Origin of the sequence: Caballeronia eucalypticola (assembly GCF_047608185.1) — a bacterium.
GTDB lineage: Bacteria > Pseudomonadota > Gammaproteobacteria > Burkholderiales > Burkholderiaceae > Caballeronia.
The window spans coordinates 55,885-78,129 of sequence record NZ_JBLKRU010000037.1 but is presented as its reverse complement, the minus strand read 5'-3'; the positions used below and the strand labels follow the sequence as shown (position 1 = coordinate 78,129).

Annotated in this window: 21 protein-coding genes; 9 read left to right on the top strand and 12 right to left on the bottom strand. The window is 58.6% G+C overall.

The window, feature by feature from the left end; all coding sequences use genetic code 11:
* The first annotated feature begins 72 nt into the window (after positions 1-72).
* The 3 genes from ACMX25_RS30770 (at position 73) to ACMX25_RS30760 (ending at position 1,946) form a co-directional block, all read left to right on the top strand.
* Positions 73-285 carry a hypothetical protein gene (locus tag ACMX25_RS30770; RefSeq protein ID WP_414953689.1) on the top strand — a complete coding sequence of 71 codons (213 nt, stop codon included), beginning with the start codon at positions 73-75 and terminating at the stop codon, positions 283-285.
* Between the two features lie 236 nt (positions 286-521).
* Positions 522-1,256 (top strand): IS6 family transposase, encoded by a 735-nt coding sequence (locus ACMX25_RS30765; protein WP_414953688.1) that lies wholly within the window; start codon positions 522-524, stop codon positions 1,254-1,256.
* 21 nt (positions 1,257-1,277) lie between these two features.
* Positions 1,278-1,946 carry a LysR substrate-binding domain-containing protein gene (locus ACMX25_RS30760; protein ID WP_414953687.1) on the top strand — a complete coding sequence of 223 codons (669 nt, stop codon included), beginning with the start codon at positions 1,278-1,280 and terminating at the stop codon, positions 1,944-1,946.
* A gap of 385 nt (positions 1,947-2,331) precedes the next feature.
* Here the strand turns inward: ACMX25_RS30760 and ACMX25_RS30755 are convergent, their stop codons facing one another.
* Positions 2,332-3,360: an aromatic ring-hydroxylating dioxygenase subunit alpha gene (locus ACMX25_RS30755; RefSeq protein WP_414953686.1), complete on the bottom strand. Its 1,029-nt coding sequence runs from the start codon at positions 3,358-3,360 to the stop codon at positions 2,332-2,334.
* 166 nt (positions 3,361-3,526) lie between these two features.
* On the opposite strand from ACMX25_RS30755, the gene ACMX25_RS30750 reads away from it, so the two are divergent.
* The 4 genes from ACMX25_RS30750 to ACMX25_RS30735 all read left to right on the top strand — a co-directional run bounded on the left by ACMX25_RS30750 (position 3,527) and on the right by ACMX25_RS30735 (position 7,165).
* Complete coding sequence (locus ACMX25_RS30750; protein WP_414953685.1) at positions 3,527-3,997, top strand: MarR family winged helix-turn-helix transcriptional regulator; 471 nt, start codon at positions 3,527-3,529, stop codon at positions 3,995-3,997.
* Positions 3,994-4,953: a PDR/VanB family oxidoreductase gene (locus ACMX25_RS30745; RefSeq protein ID WP_414953684.1), complete on the top strand. Its 960-nt coding sequence runs from the start codon at positions 3,994-3,996 to the stop codon at positions 4,951-4,953. Before ACMX25_RS30750 ends, ACMX25_RS30745 begins: the two co-directional genes overlap by 4 nt.
* A gap of 159 nt (positions 4,954-5,112) precedes the next feature.
* Positions 5,113-5,529 (top strand): nuclear transport factor 2 family protein, encoded by a 417-nt coding sequence (locus ACMX25_RS30740; protein ID WP_414953683.1) that lies wholly within the window; start codon positions 5,113-5,115, stop codon positions 5,527-5,529.
* A gap of 13 nt (positions 5,530-5,542) precedes the next feature.
* On the top strand, positions 5,543-7,165 hold the full coding sequence (locus tag ACMX25_RS30735) for an amidohydrolase (protein WP_414953682.1): 1,623 nt from the start codon (positions 5,543-5,545) through the stop codon (positions 7,163-7,165).
* A 110-nt stretch (positions 7,166-7,275) separates the two neighbouring features.
* On the opposite strand, the gene ACMX25_RS30730 is transcribed toward ACMX25_RS30735, so the two are convergent.
* The 7 genes from ACMX25_RS30730 to ACMX25_RS30700 all read right to left on the bottom strand — a co-directional run bounded on the left by ACMX25_RS30730 (position 7,276) and on the right by ACMX25_RS30700 (position 15,387).
* Positions 7,276-8,358 (bottom strand): porin, encoded by a 1,083-nt coding sequence (locus ACMX25_RS30730; protein ID WP_414953681.1) that lies wholly within the window; start codon positions 8,356-8,358, stop codon positions 7,276-7,278.
* A gap of 138 nt (positions 8,359-8,496) precedes the next feature.
* Complete coding sequence (locus tag ACMX25_RS30725; protein ID WP_414953680.1) at positions 8,497-9,930, bottom strand: coniferyl aldehyde dehydrogenase; 1,434 nt, start codon at positions 9,928-9,930, stop codon at positions 8,497-8,499.
* Between the two features lie 244 nt (positions 9,931-10,174).
* On the bottom strand, positions 10,175-10,963 hold the full coding sequence (locus ACMX25_RS30720; RefSeq protein ID WP_414953679.1) for a gamma-glutamyl-gamma-aminobutyrate hydrolase family protein: 789 nt from the start codon (positions 10,961-10,963) through the stop codon (positions 10,175-10,177).
* On the bottom strand, positions 10,960-12,216 hold the full coding sequence (locus tag ACMX25_RS30715) for an NAD(P)/FAD-dependent oxidoreductase (protein ID WP_414953698.1): 1,257 nt from the start codon (positions 12,214-12,216) through the stop codon (positions 10,960-10,962). Before ACMX25_RS30715 ends, ACMX25_RS30720 begins: the two co-directional genes overlap by 4 nt.
* Positions 12,217-12,220: 4 nt before the next feature.
* On the bottom strand, positions 12,221-12,544 hold the full coding sequence (locus ACMX25_RS30710; protein ID WP_414953678.1) for a 2Fe-2S iron-sulfur cluster-binding protein: 324 nt from the start codon (positions 12,542-12,544) through the stop codon (positions 12,221-12,223).
* A 29-nt stretch (positions 12,545-12,573) separates the two neighbouring features.
* Complete coding sequence (locus tag ACMX25_RS30705; RefSeq protein WP_414953677.1) at positions 12,574-14,010, bottom strand: glutamine synthetase family protein; 1,437 nt, start codon at positions 14,008-14,010, stop codon at positions 12,574-12,576.
* A gap of 60 nt (positions 14,011-14,070) precedes the next feature.
* Entirely contained in the window at positions 14,071-15,387 is a 1,317-nt protein-coding gene (locus tag ACMX25_RS30700; RefSeq protein WP_414953676.1) for a Rieske 2Fe-2S domain-containing protein, read from the bottom strand.
* A gap of 377 nt (positions 15,388-15,764) precedes the next feature.
* Here ACMX25_RS30700 and ACMX25_RS30695 point away from each other — a divergent pair, with 377 nt between their 5' ends.
* Positions 15,765-16,496: a GntR family transcriptional regulator gene (locus tag ACMX25_RS30695; RefSeq protein ID WP_414953675.1), complete on the top strand. Its 732-nt coding sequence runs from the start codon at positions 15,765-15,767 to the stop codon at positions 16,494-16,496.
* A 190-nt stretch (positions 16,497-16,686) separates the two neighbouring features.
* On the opposite strand, the gene ACMX25_RS30690 is transcribed toward ACMX25_RS30695, so the two are convergent.
* Both ACMX25_RS30690 and ACMX25_RS30685 read right to left on the bottom strand, forming a co-directional pair.
* Positions 16,687-17,661, bottom strand: a complete 975-nt coding sequence (locus tag ACMX25_RS30690) for a nitrilase-related carbon-nitrogen hydrolase (protein WP_414953674.1) — start codon at positions 17,659-17,661, stop codon at positions 16,687-16,689.
* 120 nt (positions 17,662-17,781) lie between these two features.
* The gene (locus ACMX25_RS30685; RefSeq protein WP_414953673.1) at positions 17,782-18,975 is read right to left on the bottom strand and encodes an MFS transporter; all 1,194 of its coding nucleotides are present in this window, start codon (positions 18,973-18,975) and stop codon (positions 17,782-17,784) included.
* 144 nt (positions 18,976-19,119) lie between these two features.
* Between ACMX25_RS30685 and ACMX25_RS30680 the strand changes: the two genes are divergently transcribed.
* The gene (locus ACMX25_RS30680; protein WP_414953672.1) at positions 19,120-19,692 is read left to right on the top strand and encodes a winged helix-turn-helix transcriptional regulator; all 573 of its coding nucleotides are present in this window, start codon (positions 19,120-19,122) and stop codon (positions 19,690-19,692) included.
* A gap of 325 nt (positions 19,693-20,017) precedes the next feature.
* On the opposite strand, the gene ACMX25_RS30675 is transcribed toward ACMX25_RS30680, so the two are convergent.
* The gene (locus ACMX25_RS30675) at positions 20,018-20,941 is read right to left on the bottom strand and encodes an NmrA family NAD(P)-binding protein (protein ID WP_414953671.1); all 924 of its coding nucleotides are present in this window, start codon (positions 20,939-20,941) and stop codon (positions 20,018-20,020) included.
* Positions 20,942-21,016: 75 nt separating this feature from the next.
* Entirely contained in the window at positions 21,017-22,189 is a 1,173-nt protein-coding gene (locus ACMX25_RS30670) for an iron-containing alcohol dehydrogenase (protein ID WP_414953670.1), read from the bottom strand.
* Positions 22,190-22,245 lie beyond the last annotated feature (56 nt).

Sequence of the window (22,245 nt, the reverse complement as noted above, 5' to 3'; positions counted from 1 at the left end):
CGGCACGGCCGGGAAACGGCCCCGAGGTCACGTGCGGTGCCGGCCGGAGAGCCCAACACGAGATCGCCATGATTGAAGACACGATCGTTACCGACGAAAAGACAGTCGCGGATATCTGATGACGATGCCGTCAGTTGCTCAGGCTTCGTCGGTATCGGCACGCCCCAGGAACTGCTCGCTCTGGAGCGGCGTTTCATTGAAACTGAGGAACTGCAACTGACCGATCGCCTAAGCTATGAAGAATGCGACATCCTCTTTGCGCACTTCGAAGGGATGGCACTCTAACTAAATCACCCCGTGAATCGATCGTGCTAGGATTTCTTGAGACGCGCGACGGAGTCAGCGATGTTCATCTACGCCATTAACGGAATTCGCGTCGATCACGATACTGGCGGCCTGACGCATGTGCGCTGGTGGATGCGCAAAAGCTCACGTGGTTGGCCAATCCGACGATCGCACCTGCACTTGATGTCTTGGAAGGGCATTGTCAGGTTATTAGGCGGGCCGGGTAAGATGGCGCGATGAAGAACTCGAAATCTCTCTATCACGGTCACCGCTTCCCAGCTGGCGTTATCAGTTGCGCCGTGCGGTGGTACTTCCGTTTCCAGTTGAGCTTGCGCGACATTGAGGAGCTGCTCTTTGAGCGCGGTGTGATCGTGACTTACGAGACGATCCGATGCTGGTGTGAGAAGTTTGGCAAGGGTTTTGCCCGCCGGGTTAAAGCGGCGCGACGCAAGCCGGGTAGCACATGGCACCTCGACGAGATGTTTGTCACCCTGCGCGGCGAACCTTATCTGCTGTGGCGTGCGGTGGACGAGCATGGCGCCGAACTCGACGTCCTGGTGCAAAAGCGGCGCGACAAAGCCGCCGCCAAACGCTTCTTCAAGCGTGTGCTGCGCTCTAGCCCAGTACCGCGCAAGATTGTCACCGATCAACTGCGCAGCTATCCCGCCGCAAAGGCCGAAATCCCGGAGTTGGTGAGCGTGAAGCACGTGTTCGTCAAAGCGGCCGCTCGACTGAACAACCGGGCAGAGAACAGCCACCAACCGACGCGCGAACGTGAGCGTCGCATGCGCGGCTTTCGCGACCCGAAACGCACACAAAAATTCCTCTCGTGCTTCGGGCCGATCCGGCAACATTTCGCGCTCAAGCGGCATCTGCTGCGCGCTTCACTCTATCGCAAACAACTCGCAGACCGGTTCGTTGCATGGCGCGAATTCACCGAACTCGCCCAAAATACGTCGACTGTCTTCTGACCACTCGTCGCACCTGCCGTCGTGCCGTCTTACCCTCCGCAAGTTGACAATGCCTTGCGCATCAATGCGTCGGAGGGTGCAGCGCTGCGGTTGATGAACCCGGTCGGCTACGAATTCCTGCAACGTTATCCCGATATGAAACTCGATGTTGTGACGAACGCGCGGATGATCGACATTGTCGAGGAAGGTTTCGATGCCGGCGTGCGGCAGATCGGCCACGTGCCGCAAGACATGATTGCCGTGCCTTGCAGTGCGGCGGTACGCTTCCTTGTGGTGGGCACGCCAGCGTATTTTACCGATCATGCGAAGCCGGCCACGCCCGAAGACTTACGCGCGCAAACATGCATTCGCGCTCGCCTTCCGGGGGGCGCACCTTACAAATGGACGTTCGAGCGGGCAGGCAAGCACGTCGAAATCGACGTGCCAGGCGTACTGACACTCGACAGCCCGCATCTAATACTCGACGCCGTGTTTCACGGCGTTGGTCTTGCCTGGATGAGCGAGTGGGCGGTGGCCGAGCACATTGCGGCCGGCCGAGTCATCAGCGTGCTCGACGACTGGGCCGCACGCGCACCCGGGCTTTGTTTGTACTACCCCGGACGGCGGCATGTGCCGGCGGGATTGCGCGCGTTCATTGATGTGATTCGCGAGTGCGCAGCGTCTGATCTTGACACGCAGCGCTTCAAATAACTAAAAAAAGACCCGGCCCCCGATAGACAGCTTCCTGATGGCATTGATCCCCCACCTCCTAATCCGCATTGTCGCGCGTGGCTTTCTCAATGCGCGAGCAAGCTGGACGATCAGGACTATATAGACTCCATGCAGGTACGTTTCCCTTCTATATGAAGCTTGGATAACTTTTATACGTGTCAGCCCAAGGGATGGGAGCGATGATATATCGACCCTCAAACCGATTCGACTCCTATATGGGATCCCGCTATAGCCGGGTCCGCTGCCCGAGAGCTGACTCTTTTTGACGAATGGCATCTAGTCCCCACTTGTCTTAGCGACATCTCCGAATCGGCCCTTGTCTTGGTCAGCGCCCACTCGCGAGCGCCCCACAGTTCCTTATCGGTTATGTCCCGCTCGGCACCTCACTGGCGGCCTTGAGCGTTTGTATGAGCCTCCGGGCCTGCAGCCCCGCGACGTCGAGCTTGATGTCCACCAGTTTGCGGTTTCCCTCGCGAACCCTAAGTTGCTGGGCATCCAGGACCTCGATGTCTTCGAGCACGGTGCGCTTCAGTTCGGCAAACAACGTGTCGGAGATATCCGACTCATCGATTCGGAAATTGTGACCAGATGCGAAGAAGTTATGCGTGGTCGTTTCTGTCTCGGGCGTGACTGCGTCGAATAACCTGAGCTGAAATCCTCCGATGCGCTCCCCCTCAAGCGCATTGCGTCCCGTCGATATAGCGCCCGAATACAAGTTGATCAGTCCCGGGGAAAACTCGACTTCCTGCCAACGGTCGACAAGCCCGTCGAAAGGCACGAGCTTCGCGTACGTGGGAGGCGCCGCCGATGCGGGCATCCAGCGTTTCAGCGTCAATCCACGCTCGGTTCGTCCCACCTTCGTTTCGGTCTCGAAGTGAAGGTCAGGGTCGCCGCCAATGGTGTACCGGTGCACGTACGCCAAGTGAGACAGGTCGAGCAGATTGTCGTGCAGTAACTCATAGTTGCACTTGAAATGGAACAAGCCTTCCCGCCATACCCATTCCGGATCCTCACGCCACTGAAATGGCGGCAGCAGCGCCGCATCAGCTTTAGCGGGGTCGCCCATCCAGATCCAAATCGTGCCGCCCTTCTCGATCAGCGGATAGCTATTAACCTTCGCGCTTGGCGGAATCGCCGTCTGTCCGGGAATGCGAACACATTGTCCGCTGCAATCAAACACCAGGCCGTGATAGTTGCAGCGAAGGTCGTCGCCGACAAGCTCGCCCATCGAAAGCGGCAATCCGCGATGGCAACACCGATCCTCGAGCGCCGCGACGCGCCCATCTGTAGTACGAAACATTACAACAGGCTCATCCAGCAATCGCCTCCCAAGTGGCTTGGCGGTGATCTCGGCGCTGAATGCAGCCACATACCAGCAGTCCTTTGCAAACATGTCAGTCTCCTTTTATTCGACACGCCCGCTGCGCGATCCGCGGCGGCTTGAAAAGAATTTCCTCATATTCCGGTTGACATGTCAACTATATATTTCTACCATTAGGTATCGAATATCCAAACCAGCAAGGACTGACCATGATGTGCAAGACTCGCGGGGGCACGGAATGACGAAGAAAACGCGTCGCGTCCTCGACCTTGACGGATACCTCCCCGCATACCTCAGTCAGATCAACAACAAGTGGGCGAGGAGCGCGTCGAGGATCTATCTGGCCGACTTCGGGGTCGGCATCAACGAGTGGCGCGTCATGACCCTCTTTGCGATCGAGCCCGGGACCACGGCGCAGCGAACCTGTTCCATCCTGGGCATCGACAAAGCGGCCGCGAATCGAAGCGTCGGTCACCTCGAGAGCCTCGGACTGGTGGAGTTGTCGGCAAATCCGAACGACGGTCGGAGCTTTCTTATCCAGTTGACCGAAGAAGGCTGGCGAGTGCACGACGCAGTCCTTGAGATCGCACTGGCACGGGAGCGCCTGCTGCTCACGGGTCTCAGCAGCACGGACCGCCGCACGCTTATTTCGTTGCTGGATCGCGTGAGATCCAACCTTGCGTTGCTAGACACAGACCCACCGAAATGAGCGTCTCCCATTCGAATCCGATTCGGCTCCTGGTCGCGCAACGCACCGTCATTGCACGGGATGTCGTGGAGATCAGTTTCGCGCATCCGGAGAGCGCATCGCTGCCCGAAGTCAGTCCGGGCGCTCACCTGCTTGTGCATCTTTCGCCGGAATTATCGCGACAGTATTCGCTCTGCAACGGCCCGACCGAACGCGACGAGTTGCGTATCGCCGTCAAGCACGAGGCCAATGGCCGCGGCGGATCGGCTGCAATGCACCGGCTCGCCGTAGGCGACTCCGTGCTCGTGGAGTTCCCAAGAAACGCGTTCGCGCTCGAGGCTGCCACGCACACCATTCTGTTTGCCGCTGGCATCGGCATCACGCCCATCGTCAGCATGGTCAAGAGTCTCGCTGCGGCAGAGAAGCCTTACACGCTCTTCTATTCGGTGCGCGACGAGGAACATGCGCCCTACCTCGATTTGCTTCGCCTGCCGCTCTACGCGTCCAACGTGCATCTCCACTTCTCCGCGCGCGACGGACGGATTGACGTAGCTTCCGCGCTACGACCGTTGCCACGCGAGTCCCGGCTTTATACCTGCGGACCGGCAGCCTTCATGAAAGAGATCCTGGACGCGGCCCAAGGACTCGGCTGGCCCGCACACCGTTTGCACCGGGAGTGTTTCTCGGCCGACATGCCGGTTCAGACGGGAGCATCGTTCAAGGTCGTGCTGGCGAAGACCGGCCGTGAACTCATCGTGGGCGCCGACGAGAGCGTCGTGACGGCTTGCAGGCGAGAGGGTTGCGAGATCCCCACTTCGTGTGAGCAAGGCGTCTGCGGGACCTGTCTGGTGACGGTGCTCGCAGGTGAGCCGGATCATCGCGACCTCTACCTCACGGATGAGGAAAAGAATGGCAACAAGATGATGCTCGCCTGCTGTTCCCGCGCACGGTCAGTCGAACTCGTGCTGGACCTGTAATGCCACTCCGCTCTGTCGGGCAGTAGACCGGGACGACCTATTGTCGTGACCCGCATTGGCGGACATCAGCACTATCTCAACAGCAACTGCCAGCGCTCAGGCGCGTCTAGCTGCATCTGCCTTTAACAACCCTGATTCAATATCAAAGGAAGCGAGATCATGACCATTTCTGGAAATGAAGCCCAGGCCGTCGCTCAGGCATTCCTGTCTGCGATCAACCAGCGCGATGCGGATGCGGCCCAGGCTTTGCTTTCGCCTGGCGGTACGCTGGAGTTCCCGGGCGGCACCACCTTCGAGCGTGTCGCGGATTTCCTGAAGTGGGCGCAAACACGTTATCACCGCGCCGAGTACACGTATCAGGCGTGGGATGTAGTCGCGCAGGCGGAGCGCTTTATCGTGTACGCCAAGGGGACAATTTCAGGAGAGTTGCTCGACGGCACGCGTTTCGACGATGTCCGCTGCATGGAGCGCTTCACGATTCATGAGAAGCGCGTTGAGCGCAAGGAAGTCTGGTCGGATATCGCCGACATGCTGCGCCGACGCGACCCTACACCGCGCCCCGATGACGCCCAATAAACAGGAGGCCGACATGCAAACGCTGCGCGTCATTCGAGGCCGCATCCATACGATGGATCCGGCGCGTCCCCTTGCTCAGGCGATGGCATACGCAGGCGGGAGGATCATCGCCATCGGGACCGAGGATGAAGTGATGCGGGTCGTGGGTGCGTTGACACCGGTTGCTACAATGACCGGAGCGTGCATCGTGCCCGGGCTGATCGACAGCCACAACCACATGCTGGCGACCGGCATGCAGCGGCGACTGGTGGATCTGTCGGCGTGCCGGTCCATCGATGACGTGCTGACAGCCGTACACGACTACGCCCAAAATAATCCGGAAAAGCAGTGGATCGTGGGCGGCCAGGGCTGGCACATCGACGCGCTGAAGGAGAAGCGCTATCCCACGCGCCAAGAGCTGGATAGCGCTGTCGCTGACCGGCCTGTCTACCTGCCGCGCATCTACCATGCCGCCGCCGTGAACACGCTCGCCCTGCGGCTAGCGGGTCTCGACACAGCGACAGAAGATCCCCCGGGAGGCCGCATCGTGCGTGACGATCAGGGCATCCCGACCGGCGTGCTCCATGAGGCTCCGGCATTCGGTCCGATCGAGGCCATGCTGCCGCAGCCTTCCGCAGATGAGAAGAAGGCAGCTTTGCGCGCGGTCCAGCGCGACTATCTCGCGGTGGGTATCTGCGGCGTGGTGGAGCCTGGCTTGCTTGCGCAGGACATGCGCGTCTATGAAGAACTGGCAGCGACCGAAGAGTTGAAAGTCCGCACCGTACTCATGCCGCTTGCCCAGACGGAACGCGGTCAGGAAGCGGTAATCGAGCGGCTGAAGGCCTGGAGCGTGCGAACGGGATTCGGCAACGCCCGGTTGAAACTGGGAGGCATCAAGGTCTTCCTCGATGGCGGCGCATCGCTCGGCACCGCACTGCTGCGCGAACCGTATCCCGGAGGCGATTGCAACTGCGGTGTGCAAGTAACGGACACTGAAACGCTGGAAGCCATCGTCAAGTTCTGCGCCAGTGAAGGCTGGTCGCTCGGCATTCACACGGTGGGCGGCCGGGCAATTGACCTCGCACTCGCGGCATTCGAGCGGGTTTCGCAGGAACACGATATCCGCCCTCTCCGCTTTAGCCTCATCCATGCGTATCTGTGGCCTACGCAGGAGAACATTGCCACGTGCGCGCGACTCGGCGTAGCCGTGGCCACCCAGGCGTCGATGCAGTTCAAGTTCGCCTCCAACCTGACGCGGCGCTTCGGACGGCCGGCCATTTCTGTCGCGACGCCCATTCGCAACTGGCTCGACGGCGGTGTCGTCGTGGCCGGTGGATCGGACTCACCCGCCACACCGTATGATCCGCTTCTCGGGATATGGCAAGCGACCACGCGACGGATCGATGAGGATGGCGAACCAGCGTTAGGTGAAGATCAGGCGATCAGCATTAAGCGGGCGCTGGCGCTCTATACGACCAACGCGGCGTGGCTGTCGTTCTCGGATCGGGAGCGAGGATCGCTGGAGCCGGCCAAGCTCGCGGACTGGGTAGAGCTCGACCGTGACCTCTTCGAATGTCCGCCCGACGAGATTCGCGGCATCGGAATTCGCCGGGTCGTTATTGATGGTGAAGTCGTCCATGACAAGGAAACCGCATGATGGGATCTTTGCACTGCACCGAGGGTTAGCATTGTCATCAATGGTCCAACCGGCCCAGCGCCACATTTGAAGGGCGCCGGGCCGTATGGTGATACCCGTTGGCCGTTAGCTCAGAACATGTGACGCATGCCGATGGTCGCACCAATAGTCGATCCCGCCGGTGCATAGAGCGCGCCATTCGTCGACAGACCCGTGTTGAGCTTGCCGTGATTATTCACTAAACCCAACTGGCAATACAAAGCCGTCGCCTTTGACATGGAATACGTCACCCCACTCGCTAACATCAGCGAATGATTGTTGGTGTCGTTGCCATCGCTGATGTACCAGACTCCCACATTGGTATCGAGGAAAGACGTTATCTGATAGTTGAATCCGCCACCGAATACCCGGCTGTCGAACGATCCCGCCAGCTTGTAATTGACGAACACCGCATCAATGGTCAAGTCGCCAATGTGATAGCCCGCGCCGATCGTACGACCGGTGAACGGCACCGTGGTCGGGCTCGGTGTTGATGCAGCCGTTCCTCCGCTGTTGCCGTCGTACATTGCCGCACTGACAAAAAATGGTCCGTGCGTATATGACAGACTGGCCGAATACTGTCTCCCCGCCTGGAAGTCTCCCGGTGTGCCGCCCATGGCGAGCATCACGGCGCCCTGGAAACCGCCGATCGTCGGACTCGTATAGGACATCGCGTTCGGGTTGTATGCGCCCGTCGCAAAAAGACGGCCGACATAGATCGGGACCTCGCTTCCAAAGAAGGAAATATTGCGCGGATCTGTCGAGATCAGCGATAACAAAAAAGGCGAGAACTGAACTCCAAGTTGAACCTGCCCGAAATTCCCCGTCAGTCCGACCCAAGCTTGACGTCCGAAGAAATTGCCGTTCGAATCGGTCACTCCGCCGTTGCTGATATTGATTCCGCTCTCGAGCGCGAAAATGGCATGCAGGCCTCCTCCTAAATCCTCCGTCCCTTTCATGCCAAAGAGTGATGGAGTTTGGTTGCCGCTGACGAGAGAGAACTGACGGCCGGCATTTTCCCCGGTAGCGGGATTAACCGATTTACTGGTGAACAGGAGGCCAGCATCAACGATCCCGTACAACGTCACCGTGGACTGCGCGCTGGCAACGGTTGTCAGGCCCGCGCATACGACGGCAGCCAGAGTTTTTGGAAGACCACAACGAGGCAAGTTCAAGATATCTCCTTTTATATTAGTATGTATAACGAATTAAATTGTCTATAACTTGACAAATCGATTCGCCATTTTTTTTCAACTCTTGACTATTGCGGCCAGATCCACTGAGCTGACCGCGCACGCCGATTAAAAAGCGTCTTATTCAACCGCCGGCGTTGTGCCGAAGGCCTGATCGAGGAATTGACGGGTCACATCCGTGTACGGCGGCCGTATGAGCATCACAGCTTCTTGGGCAGCGCTTTGCCGGTAGACAGATCGTGCGTGACTGAACGTCAGGAAGCCGGCCTTGCCATGATACGAACCCATCCCCGAAGGTCCGACGCCGCCAAATGGCAGGCCCTCGGCATAGACGTGCGCCATGACGTCGTTGATCGTGACGCCACCGGAGGTCGTGCCGTCAAGTACGCGACGCGCGTGAGCATCGTCCTTGCCGAAATAGTAGAGCGCAAGAGGATGAGGACGCGCGCGAATATCCTGCACCACTTCCCCGAGATCGCTGTATGTCAGGATGGGAAGGATTGGCCCGAAGATTTCCTCCTGCATCACCTTCGCGTCTTCCGGCGGATTGACGATCAGCGTCGGTGGAAAGCGGCGAGCGCTGCGGTTTTCGTCTTCAGGAAACGCCTGGATGACCTGCGCCCCTTTCGCTCTCGCGTCTTCGACAAGCCCCATCAGTCGCTCATAATGACGCTCCGTGATAATCGTGGTGTAGGCCTGCGATGCCATGCCATCAGGAAAGAGTGTCCGCACGGCCGAGACGCATGCGTCTGTAAAAGACGAGGCGCTGCTGGCGGGTACATAGGCGTAGTCGGGCGCGAGGCAAATCTGGCCCGCGTTGAAAGTCTTGACCGCCATGATCCGGGCGGCGGCTTCGTCGAGATCGAATTGATCGGTCACGATCACGGGCGACTTGCCGCCAAGTTCGAGCGTCACGGGCGTCAGGTTTTCCGCGGCCGCTCGCATCACGTGACGCGCCACGCCAGTCGAGCCTGTGAACAGCAGATGATCGAAGGCAGCCGCGGCAAATTCTGCACCCTCTATAGCCCCTCCAAGGACCACGGCTACCTCATCATGTGAAAAGTAGTCCGAAATGAGCTTTCCCATTAATTCCGATGCCGCGGGCGTAAATTCGCTTGGCTTCAGGATCGCACGGTTGCCGGCAGCGAAAATACCGGCCAGCGGCGCAAAGACGAGGTTGTATGGGAAATTCCACGGCCCTATCACGCCGACGACGCCAAGAGGCTTATATTCGATTCGTGCCTCGGCGTCCGGCGCCAGCGCCTCGTGTTTTTCGGCCCGCATCCAGGCCTCGACATTGGCAGCGGCATGAGCGAGCGACGCGGCCGAAGAAAAAATATCACCGATGATCGTCTGCTCCTTGCTGCGGTTACCGAAGTCCGCGGAGAGCGCATCGGCAATCTTGTCGCGGTTCTCGACCAGAAGGTGCTTCGCGCGGTGAAGGCGATCGATTCTGATCTTGGCCGACGGAAAGCCATCGGCAATGAAGGCGGCTCGTTGAAGGTTGATCAGACTGCTAAGCTGTGCCGAAAATTCGGAACGGTCAGAAGACATTGAATTACCTCATGTTCTAGGAATTTAGATGCACGCCGACAAGGCGTGGGAATACCGCTCCACTTCTTCGGAGCATTGATTTTTTGATGATAGAAACCGTCTTGCAAAAAGACTTGGCGGTCCCTTGATTGAAGCGCCAAGGAAAAAGGACGGCGAAGAAAAAAACGCCCTCGCCCGCTTCATTTGCTGCCTGACGATTCCTCGTGCTGCGCGTTCACAGCGACGCGTTATGGTCTCGTGGTCGTCATCGTCGCTTGCTTGCATCGCCGGCTGCGCGCCGCGCCGCGTAACGCCGGCAACTTGCACCGAAGGCTTCGAAGAGCGAGCGGGACAGCGCGTCGTTAGCCACCATGACTTCGGGATGCCATTGCACACCGAGTGCAAAATCATGATCGTTTAGGCTGACCGCCTCGATCAGTCCATCCGGCGCACAGGCCTCCACAGCCAGCGCCGGCGCCAACATCGCAATGCCCTGCCGATGCAGCGAATTCACGCGCCCCCGCGGTGCTCCTGCAAGTGCGGATAGCGTGCCGTCTGCAGTGAGTTCGATCTCGTGCTTGTATCGATAGCGCGCCTGAAGGTCCTCGTCGAGGTCTTCAAGGTGATCGGCAGAATGCCCCGAGGCGTGGATGTCCGTTAGCAGAGTCCCGCCAAACGCGACGTTCATTTCCTGGAAGCCGCGGCAGATTCCGAGGAAGGGCATGCCGCGCGCCGCCGCGCCTCGCATCAGTGCCAGCGCGACATGATCGCGCGCGGGGTCGACATGTATCGCGGTATCGTCTGGTCCGCCATAACGTTGCGGCTCGACATTCGATGCACCGCCCGGAAACAGCAAGCCGTTCAGACCATCGAGATAGCTGTCGCACGTGTCGATCTCCTGTGTCGCCGGAATGAGCACGGGACTCACCTGCGAGCAGGACATCAACGCACGGATATAACTGTCCTTGGCGCTATGCAGATCGTGTTCCGCGACGAAAAAGCGGTCGCATACCAGGCCGACCAACGGCCGGGCGTCGCTGGCGGCGCCCGTCATGCGACCTCCTGCGGGTTGCGGCCTGTGACCGATGTCAGTGCTTTCAGATCGATTGCCGGGTCACTGGCCTCGCGCGGCGAAATCGGCGCGCCCATGGCCAACAGCTTGCGCGCCAGCATGTGATCCTGCGGCCGGTTGATGCTGTCGATCGCAATCAACGAATGGTCGCGAAAGTAGAACACCGAGAACTTCCGGTCTTCAACAGAGCCCCGCACCGCGTGGTTAGTGAAACCGATATTCACGCCTGCCATCTGCAGTTTCAGATCGTACTGATCCGACCAGAACCACGGCACCGCGCGATACGGTTCAGGCGCACCCAGAATCGACGCCGCCGCGATCTTGGCCATATCGTTGGCGTTCTGCACCGACTCTATGCGACATGCCAACGCGCCGGCGGGCGCCCAGTGCGGGATGAACGAAGCGCAATCGCCGGCCGCGACGATCTCAGGATCGCTCGTGCGTGCAAACGCGTCCACCGCAATTCCGCCTGGCACCTTCAGCCCGCAGTCCGCGGCCAGTTCTATGTTGGGAATCACGCCGATGCCCACCACGACCAGGTCGCTTGACAACCGTGTCCCATCGTCAAGTTCGACCGAGACATCGCCGTGGGTGTCATGGAGCGCCACGACCTTGCGTCCCAATGCGAAGGAGACGTTGCGATCGGTATGGACCCGCAGCATGAAATCCGACATCCACGGGGATGCGACCCGCGCGAGAAGGCGTGACTCCGTCTCAACGACGGTGACCTCAGCACCTTGCTGACGCAACGAAGCAGCCGCCTCCAGACCAATGTAGCCACCGCCGACAATAATTGCTCGTCGCGCTGTACGCATCGATTTAGCCAGGCGCCGCGCATCGCTCAGATCGCGAAGGTAGTGCACAGCGTCGAGCGTGGCGCCGGGGCAGTCGAGCTTGCGCACGCGCGCGCCTGTCGTCAGCGCAAGATGATCGTAGGCGATGCGCGTGCCGTCGTGCATCTCAACCTCTTTTCGGGCACGGTCGATGTACGTAACGCGCGTCGACGGCATCCACTGGATCCGTTCCTCGCTGAAGAATGCCTTCGAACGCAGGGGCAGACGATCTTCTGCGAACGCGCCCGAGAGAAATCCCTTCGACAGCGGCGGACGTTGATAAGGCGCGTCCGGTTCGTCGCCTATCAGCACGATATGTCCATCAAAGCCGAGCTCTCTTGCCGACGCGGCGATCTGGGTACCCGCATAGGAAGCGCCGACAATCACAAGTGTGCGTTTCATCATGTCACCCCTGACGTAAAGGAATCGCGACGACGAGTCCACTCATCGCGGGCGTGACGACCAGTTGGCAGCTCAGGCGGCTTTCGGGGCGGCGTTCGGCTGCCACTCCGTCGAGCAGCTCCAGTTCGGATTCATCGGCTGAAGCGAGCGACGCTGTAGACGATGCATCGATATAGACGTGACATGTCGCGCAGGACAGGCATCCGCCGCATTCGCCGTCAATGCCGCGCACGTTGTTGTGAATGGCTGCTTCCATGACGCTCGTGCCGATGGGCACGTCGATTTCCTTGCGGCTACCGTCGCGCAGAATATAGGTAACGACAGGCATGACATCTCTCCTTGGCGATGGAAGCACCATCAAAACGATTCGAAATACTCCCGGTGTTCCCACTCGGTGACTTCCAGGTTGAAGCGATCGATCTCGGCCTGCTTGAGCTTGCAGAAGTAATCGACGAAAGCACTGCCGAAGCCTTCGCGCAGACATTCGTCGGCGCGCAGCGCGTCGATTGCATCGTTCAGTGTGCGAGGCAGCGCTGGCGCGTGTGTCTCGTAGGGCGTATCCGCTGACGCCGGCAGCGCGAGGCCTCGCCTCAAACCGTCCAGCCCAGAGAGCACCTGCGAACCGAAGTACAGGTACGGATTGGCCGCCGGTTCGCCCACCCGGTTCTCGATACGAGTCGCAGCGTCACCCGCGCCACCCAGCACGCGCAACATCACGCCGCGGTTATCGCGTCCCCAGTTCGCACGGTCCGGCGCATTCGCGTACGGCCGATAGCGCCGATAACCATTGATCGTCGGCGTCGAAAATGCCGCGGCGCCTTGCGCGTGTGCAAGCAAGCCGGCGAGATATTTTTCTCCAGTCGCGGACATCGCTGCCGACGGATCCACCGGCATGAACGCGTTCGTTCCGTCGGCAACATGCACAAGCGACTGATGCAGATGCCATCCGCTCGATACCACATTCGGTATACGGGGACGACACATAAAGGTCGCGTGATAACCATTGCGATGGCATATCTGCTTGACCGCGCTGCGCAACAGAATCATGTTGTCGGCGCTGCGCATGCCCTTCGTTGGCGCGAAGGTGAATTCGAACTGGCTCGGGCCATACTCGACCTCGAGCGAGCGTATGGGCAAATCAAGCGCGTCGATATTGCGGCGAAGCAGTTCCATCACTTCGTCGACCGCGTCGTAGCGTACCTCCGTCAGGTACTGATAACCATGCGAGAGCAATTCGACTTCGGGCGGCAAACCCGGTTGGCCGGAATGCTCTAGTTGCATGTTCTGATTGGTTACCTTGAAGACATGAAACTCGACTTCAAGGCCGGATACGAAATCAAAACCGTGGTCGCTCAACTGGTCCAGCGCGCGACGGTAGAGATGGCGGGTGGCGAACGGCACCGGCTTGCCGTTGGTGAAATAAACGTCGCACAGCACCCAGCCTGTATGCGGCGCCCAGGGCAGGATGCGGAAGGTTTCGGGATCGGCGACCATCAAGGTGTCGCATGCGCCCTGCATCTCGGGCATGTCGAAACCGCCGCCCGCGGTGAACACGGGGAAAACCGTGCGGTGCGATGTGTCCTTGGCAAACAGCGTGGTCGTGAGCGTCACGCCGCTCTTGAGCGCCTTGATGGCTTCATCGACGACGAGCGTCTTGCCGCGTAACAATCCATGCTGGTCGGGAAATGAAAAGCGGACGACTTTGACATCGCTCTTCTTCAGACGCTCGATCAGGTCTGAACACGCGCCTTGTTGCGCGTCGCTCCACAGACCATGGGTTTCAACGAAAGACATGTTCGATTCGCGCGGCGAATTAACGGCCGCACGCTCCATTCGGGTTGCTGGATGAGTGCTTCAAGCCGTGGGGGCCGGCCACGGAGCGGCGGTGCGTCGCTTGACGTCCGACTCCTTCCAGTACTCGTCCCAGCGGTCCGCCGGCCCAATACCATCAATTGACGCCGGCCCCGTAAGACGAGCCGCCTCCTGTTCGTCGAGCACCATCAGCGTCTTCTCCCCTGCCTGTGCTTTCTCGATCGCGTCGACCAGCAGCCGCCGGTACGCGATGATTCCCTTGTCGGTCGTGCCCAGGTGTTCGCGCGTGCGATCCTGGATCGCACCCAGCGATTCGACCGCCCACTGGTCGTGAACGTTGATATCGAAACCCATGCCGGTGTACGTCTCGCTCAGTTGCTCCTGCAAGTCGAAGCCGTAGTTGTTGCTCTTGTTCTTGCGTGACGTGTAGTTGGGCAACTCGTAAAGCTCGAGGCGTTGCGCACGCATCTGTTCTTTGTTGGTGGGCTCGCCAAAGCTCGTGAAAATCGCATACCAGTAGCAGTTTTCATCGTCCACGGGAACGTGCCACTGCGTGATGGTCATCTCCGCGCTCATCGGAATCACGAACGCCTGGGGAAACACGAGGTTGGTCACACGCACGTGCGTCTGGGTTTCATTGAGCGGGCGTTTCGCGATCAGACAGAGACCGTAGTCGGCGGGGCTAACAAGGATTTCGGGGGATTCGTAATCGCGCAGCACCTTCGTGATCGGCATATCCGAATCCGCCGATGCACCACGAAACTGTTTGCCGTAGCTCTCGCTTACGTCTTCGTCTTCGAAGAAGCGATGCAGGAACGAAGCGTGAGCCGGATCAATGCCCACTTCGAGCGCCTGCAGCCAGTTGCATTCGAACAACCCCTTGAAGGCAAACGTGTACTCGCCGGGGGCGACGAAGCAGTCGAAGTTCGGGAACGCCGGCGGTTCGCCCTTGCCGATATAGGCGAACAGAATCCCGCTGCGCTCGACGATTGGATAAGCACTTTGACGAACCTTGTTGCAAAGCGTACTGCCGACAGGTTCGCCCGGTGTCGAGAGACAGCGGCCTTCGGCATCGAAAAGCCAGCCGTGAAATGCACAACGCAAACCACCGCCTTCAAGACGACCAGCGGCGAGATCGGCGCCGCGATGCGGGCAGTCCCGATCCAGCATGCCATAACGGCCCTGCTCATCCTTGAATACCACGAAGTCCTGCCCCATCAGCCGCACTGCCCTGACCGGGCGCTCAGCGGGCAGCTCTTCGACCAGCGACACCGGCTGCCAGTAATTACGTAAAAGCTGGCCCGCCGGCGTGCCCTTGCCTACGCGGGTAATGGTGTCGTTTTGCTGGGAACTCAACATTGTTCGTCTCCTGTTGACTGAATGCAACGATCTAAAGATACACGCAAAATGCTTCTTCTGAAAACGAAGAATACACCAACGCATTCAAATGTACAGTAGCTGCATGCATATTCACTGCGACGCGATGCGGTCAATAAGGCCTTACTAATCAATTTATTTACTTATATATATGTTTTATAACGATAATTATAGGAATCATAGTTCATACCGATGCGTAACAACAAAGCCACGCCGACGCTATTTCGTTCTCAGTGCATACATTCAAGAACACTCTGTCGTGTCCTGAGTCTTTCCTGAATGCACCGACCCCTTGCATGGCCTACAATCAGGACAGGCATACGAACGAGCCAAAACCGGCACGACTATCGGAGAAAGGAATGGAGTCCCAGCAAGAGCGCGTGTTGGTCTACTTGCGCGACCTGATACTTAAGGGCGAATTTGCACCGGGTGCCCGCCTCGGCGAGGTAGCGCTCGCGGAACGTCTGCAGGCATCGCGCACGCCTGTCCGGCTTGCACTCAGCACGCTTGAGCAGGAGGGACTTGTCGAACCGTCGCCGGGTGGCGGTTACGTGATGCGGCGCATTACCGCAACGGAAATTGCGGACGCCATCGCGGTCCGCGGACACCTGGAAGGAATGGCTGCGCGCCTCGTCGCCGAGCACGGCGTCCCGCGTCAATTGTCCAATGCGTTCGGCGAATGCCTTCGCACCGGCGACCGGCTACTTGCCGAACACGAACTGGACCTCGATGACTACGCCGCCTATACGGACATGAACAACCGGCTCCACAAGCTGATCGTGGACGGCTCTGGCAATGCCGCGTTAATGCGCGCCATTGAAATGAACAATCGCCTGCCGTTCGCGGCGGCGAGCGCGATGTTGCCCATGCAGTCCGCCATCGAAGAAGGACGTCAATGGCTCTTCATGGCGCATCAGCAGCACCATAGCCTCGTACACGCGATGGAGCATGGTGAAGGAGCAAGAGCTCAAGCGCTTGCGACTGAACACGTGCAGATCGCGCAACGGAATCTGACTTATGCACTCGAGCGGCCAGAGCTTTATATGAAGCTGGCGCCGGCGCTGCAACTCGTTGCCGACGCCGTGCTGTAGCGCGTGTCAAGCGCGATCTGGTGTGTGCCCAGCACCCCGTGCGTACGCAGGGTGCTGGCGACGAAGCGGAATCCGGCTTTGTCGCGCATTGCGCAACCATGGCCTGACATCATGCGGGAGCGCATTAGATGCTTAAGTTCAGCGAGTCTCTAATGCGCGGGCATAAGGCGGTTATCGTTTTATCAAACTTTCACTTGAGCACGGCGATGGATTCTTCGACAACCGTCTTCGAAGGGCCAGTGCGTTCATGCACATGTGAAGTCTCGGTGCGATCAATCAGCAGACTCAGAATTCCCGGCCGGCTGTAGTGCCCACGCGAATCCATCATGCGTTTGCGCTTGTCGATCAAGCGGAAGTCGAGGTCGGCAATCACCTCGCCCTCGCCGGAACGCAGCGGCTCGCCAAGCAATTCACCTTCGGGCGAGACAATCGCGGTAAAGCAGCCACTCGAGATCGGGCCGATCGGGCATCCCGTATCTTCCATGATCCTGGCTTGCTGTTCCGCGTCAAGCCATGAGGTGGCATTGACCACGAACGCACCGGACTCCAGTGCGTGCTGGCGGATGTTGACCTGGATTTGCTCGGAGAAGGCGTCGCCTGCAAACGAGCCGGGGTACATTGCCGAGTGAATTTGCTCTCCGTCGGCCATCAGGGCGTAACGCGCGAGCGGATTGTAGTGTTCCCAGCAAGCCAGTTGACCGATTCGTCCGACTGCGCTATCAACCGCCCTTAGACTCGACCCGTCGCCTTGGCCCCAGACCATCTGTTCATGGTAAGTCGGGGATATTTTTCGGCGACGCTGAATCAAGGTGCCGTCGGCGTCGAACAACAACTGGGTGTTATAGAGCGTACCGCCGTCGCGCTCGTTCACGCCGATAGACACAACCATGCCGGCCTCTTTTGCCGCGTTACCAATGTCCAACGTGGTGGCCGACGGTACCGTTACCGACTGCTCAAGCAAACGAATCTGTTCAGCACCCATCGCGTAAGGCGACTGGACGAACGAGAAGTACGGATAATACGGCACCACGGTTTCCGGGAAGGTGGCGAACTTCACACCCTGGCGACCCAGTTCGAGAATCTTTTTGACTACCTTGTCGACCGTACCTTCCCGACTGTAGAGAACTGGACTAATTTGTACTGCAGCAGCTTTAACGATAGTCATGACACGTCCTGTTGAGCGTAGTAAATTTAGTAAAACAAAATGTATTGAAGGTACAAGAAACTTTTTTTTGTACCGCCGATGCACCTGGAAACTGCCTTGAAATTTCGCTGTTGATTTCGATCACGAATGTCCCGGCCCGGGAGTTAGCACCACACCTGCTGCGCTGACTCCCCCTCGCAAAATCAGCCGATGCGCCAGTTGCGCTAGGACAAATGCAGCAACAAGGAAAGAAGCGCTCATCCAGCCAAGGTCGTATTTGCCCGCAAACGTTATTCCGAAGGCCCCCAGCACCCCGGACGCGGAGACTCCCAGATATACCGCCCCCGAATTCAGGCTCATCAACAACGCCCCCGTTTGCGGGAAAATCTCCAGCAAGCGATGTTGTTGAGGCACCAGCAACCCCCATCCGCAAATGCCCCATATAACCAGCGCAACGACAGTTGTACTCAGAAACGCGCTGGTGATCGGCATGAGCGCGAAATTGATCGATCCGAGTATAAGAAAGGTATTGATGATTCGAGTGCTACCAACCCTATCGGTCAATTTGCCGGAAACAATGTTCCCCACCGTCGCGGAGACGCCCCATATAACCAGCAATCCGGCGAGGGTGCTACCGTCTCCATGCGTTACGCGGTCCAACATGACGCCAATATAGGTGTACGAAATAAATGCGCCGCAATAGGTGAATAGCGTTGTCAATAAAGTCAGTGCCACCCGACGATCGGCCAGAGGCGCCAGACGCTGCCTCAGTCTGACGGGCGGGGGCGAAGGCATGTCAGGCAGCAGAATCAAGACTCCGACCCCGGACGTCAATCCCAGGGCCGCGACAAACCACATTGTGGTACGCCAGTCCCAAATGCCGCCCAACACCGTTCCGATTGGCGAACCCAAGGCAGTTGCAGTGGTTAAACCTGCAATAACAACGGCCAATGCGCGCCCGCGTAGCTCCGGCGCAACCAGCGACGCGCCAGCAGCCGTTGCCGTCGGGCTAAACATTGCGGCGCCGAGTCCCGAAACGAGGCGACTCGCGAACATCAAAGTCAGCGAAGAGGAGATCGCCGTAAGGACATTACCCACGACGAACACCACGAGACCACTTACCAGCAGACGCTTGCGCGACCAGTGCGCAAATACGGTTGCGACTACTGGCGAAAGAAGAGCGTATGAGATGGCGTATAGCGTCACCATCTGACCCACGAGCGCCACAGAAACGTGCATCGATCGCGAGACCATGGGCAATATTCCTGCAACAACAAAGCTATCGGTGCCAATCGCAAACATGCCAAGCGCCAGCACTAAAAGACGGCGATCCATCCAACATCCTCCTGTGACCCGTGTCTTCAGGTCGGTAAATAAACGATATATCTTTCCAATGTCAGTGACACATCGAAGTTGCGTGACGAAACTATACCGCAATCGAAGTTGCGTGACAAAACTTTTGAGTGGTAAACTTCGAACATGTATAGAAAAAACCTTACTGCCATAGACTGCTCTACAGCCCGCGCACTCGACGAGGTCGGTGAATGGTGGAGTCTGATGATCGTTCGCGAGTGCACTCTGGGCACGACGCGATTCGACGAACTGCAAAAGCGACTGGGTATCGCCCGAAACGTTTTAACAACGCGCTTGAATCAGTTGATGGCCCAGGAAATCGTTAAGAAAGTGCCAATAGATGGCAACGATCGGTTTTACGACTATCAACTAACTCCTAAGGGTGAGGCGCTCTACCCAGTGCTGGTGGCACTGATGCAATGGGGCGATCGTTGGACCGGGGAAGGCACGGGGGGGCCGATCGGCTTGGTAGAGCAGAAGACGGGTAAGCAGATATCCGTCATGGGACCGCGAGTCGAAAATGGCCCGCTCCTTGGGTTCCGGGACATCCGATTCGAGGCAAGACCAAGCGCAAGCAGTCACGTGCGGAAGGTCATCGCTGACCGAAACCGGGAAATTCTCGGTCTCGACGAGACCGCAACGCCTGACGCCGACACACCCACCCGTGCTGCGGATCGTAGGAATAGAAAGCAACGGTAGCGCCGGCTGGTTACCAGCGCACGCAAAGCATGCTTGCGTGCTCGTTTGGGGCGTCAAATCCAAATCCGGGATTCGCTTATCTCGTTCCGACTTCGTCACGGCCAACAGTTAATTTAGCGACTCAATCGTGCGAGGCGTTATGCGGAAACTCTCCCAACAGGATCGAGATGCGCTTGCGTCGGTTGAAACTGCGCACGTTCGCTCTTGCTGAGGCAACTAGCCCTTCACACGCCTTTGCGTTGGGGCGGGCGATCCGCCCGCTAAAGTCGATGTAAGGCCATTAGCGCGAAATGGAGCTGGCGGATAACGAATGCGGATTGCTCACTTAGCCTTGCACATCGGACGCGGCAAATGAAGTCGCGTTTTTTCTCACGAATTCCTGGACGCTGATCGGCGGCTGTCCGGTCAGTTGCAGGACATCGTCGGACTTTCTGTCGTAACGTCCCGCGCGATGCAGGTCCGCCATCGTCGACAAGTGATTGACCAGATGGGGCGGCAACCCACGTTCGACTAGTTTTTCCCGCCAGGCTGTCATCGGAACGTCCTGGTACGTAATCGGTCGTCCTAACGCGATCGCGTATTCCTGTGCGTAAAACTTCATGTTCTCCGAATGCGGACCGGTCAGATGGTAGGTATGCCCGATGTGCGGTTGGGGATTGCCCAGCACTGCCGCCACGACGCGGGCCACATCTTCCGCTGCGACCGGCGATGTCTTGCCTTCGCCAAACGGCAGCCTGATCTGGTCGTCCTGCCTGACCGACTGCGATGAAAACATAAGAAAGAACCCCTCGAGAAAGACGGTCGGCCGCACATGCACCACACCGAGGCCCGACCAGTCCAGCGCTTGCTCCGCCAGCCAGTGCAGCTTGTGCTGTGGGCTCGCAGTCGTCTCGGTGATGCTCATCTGCGACAGCGTCATCTGTGACATATTTACGAACGCTTTCACGCCATGATGTTTCGCCACCGCGGCCGCGTTGATGGTGGCCGCCAGATAAGTATCCGATACCGACATGCCGAAATACATGGTCTCGCAGCCTTCGATGGCCAGATGCATCGCGTCCAGGTCAAGCAGATTACCGATCACGACCTCGGCGCCCATTTCACGCAGCGCCGCAGAACGTTCATCCTCCTTGCGCACCATCGCACGCACAGCCCTGCCCTGTTGTCGCAGCAGTTCCGTGACGGTCCTGCCCACTGCGCCGACGCGGCCCGCAGCACCGGTAACCAGAATGGGTTTCTGATCAGACATTTCAATTCCCTTTTCCAAATTTAAGCTTTAGAAACGACGGCTGCGTGCCTCGATGCCGCAACGCGCCCGGCACTCTTAGGCCGCCAGCTTGAGAATCTCGAGTACGCCCGCCGGCGTACTTACAGGACGCGGATTGCTGAAGATAAAGAACTCCGCCATCGTGTTCCTCGCAACAATTTCGAACTGGTCCGGACCGACATTCACTTCGCGCAAACTGGTCGGTAAGTCGAGCGATTGGCAGAACGTCTTGAATGCCTCGGACGCCGACACCCCGGGTTTGCCCAACGCCTTCGCGAGCGCAACCTGCGCATCGACCGTGAACGGTTCGTTGTACTCCAGAACTCCCGGCATCATGACCGGTGTACACAGGAAGTGCGGCACATCGCACGTGCCACCCAGCACGTGGCCGATGGCATGACTCGCGCCCATCGGAACCCGTGCCTGCAAGCCGAAAGAACACAGCCACGACGCGACTTGACACTGATTAGCTGCGTCAAGGTCGTGCCGGTCTTTTCGGGCGCGTGGCAACCACTCGCTCATCAATTCGATGCCGCGCAATACGGTTGCGTCGACAAGCGGATTGCCTTGCGCCGAGCACAGCGCCTCGATCGCATGGTCCATCGCGCGTGTACCCGAACCCAACAGCAACGACTCCGGCGCATAGGGCAATAGGTGGGGATCAAGGATGATGGCAACTGGCATCAGCTTCGGATGAAAAAATGTCTGCTTGAGTTTTCTGCGCGAGTCGGTGACAAGGCAACCGGCGTTATATTCTCCGCCAGAGAGGCTGGTCGGTACCGCAATCATGCGCACAGAGGGGCCATTGAAATCGCGGATTTTACGACGTCCCTGCTCGCCTACTCGCACTTCGAAGCCGTCCAGGCCGTCTTCATCGGTAATGTTGTGCTCCATGCACAGTGTCGTAATCTTTGCGATATCGACGACGGAGCCCCCTCCGATCGCCACAATCAAGTCTGCGCTTGCGGAGAGCGCTGCTTGCGTCGCCTCAATCGCACCCTGACGCGTTGTGTGCTGCGCCACGCCATCAAACAGGCCGGCGTAGCGCTCGCCAAGCGCGTCGGCAATTTTGCTGATCTCGGATGTCGTGGTGTTCAGCGTACGGCTGACGATTAAAAATACCCGCTTCGCGTTCAGTCGTTCGGCTTCGGATGCAAGCATGGTTGCCGCCGGCCGACCAAACGTGACTCTCTCCATCGTTGGGAACAGATGGGTTCCTTTGGTACGCATAACACTCCTCCTTGGATAGTGACCGATCTCGGCCGAGTCTGTCCTCTGATTGGCAA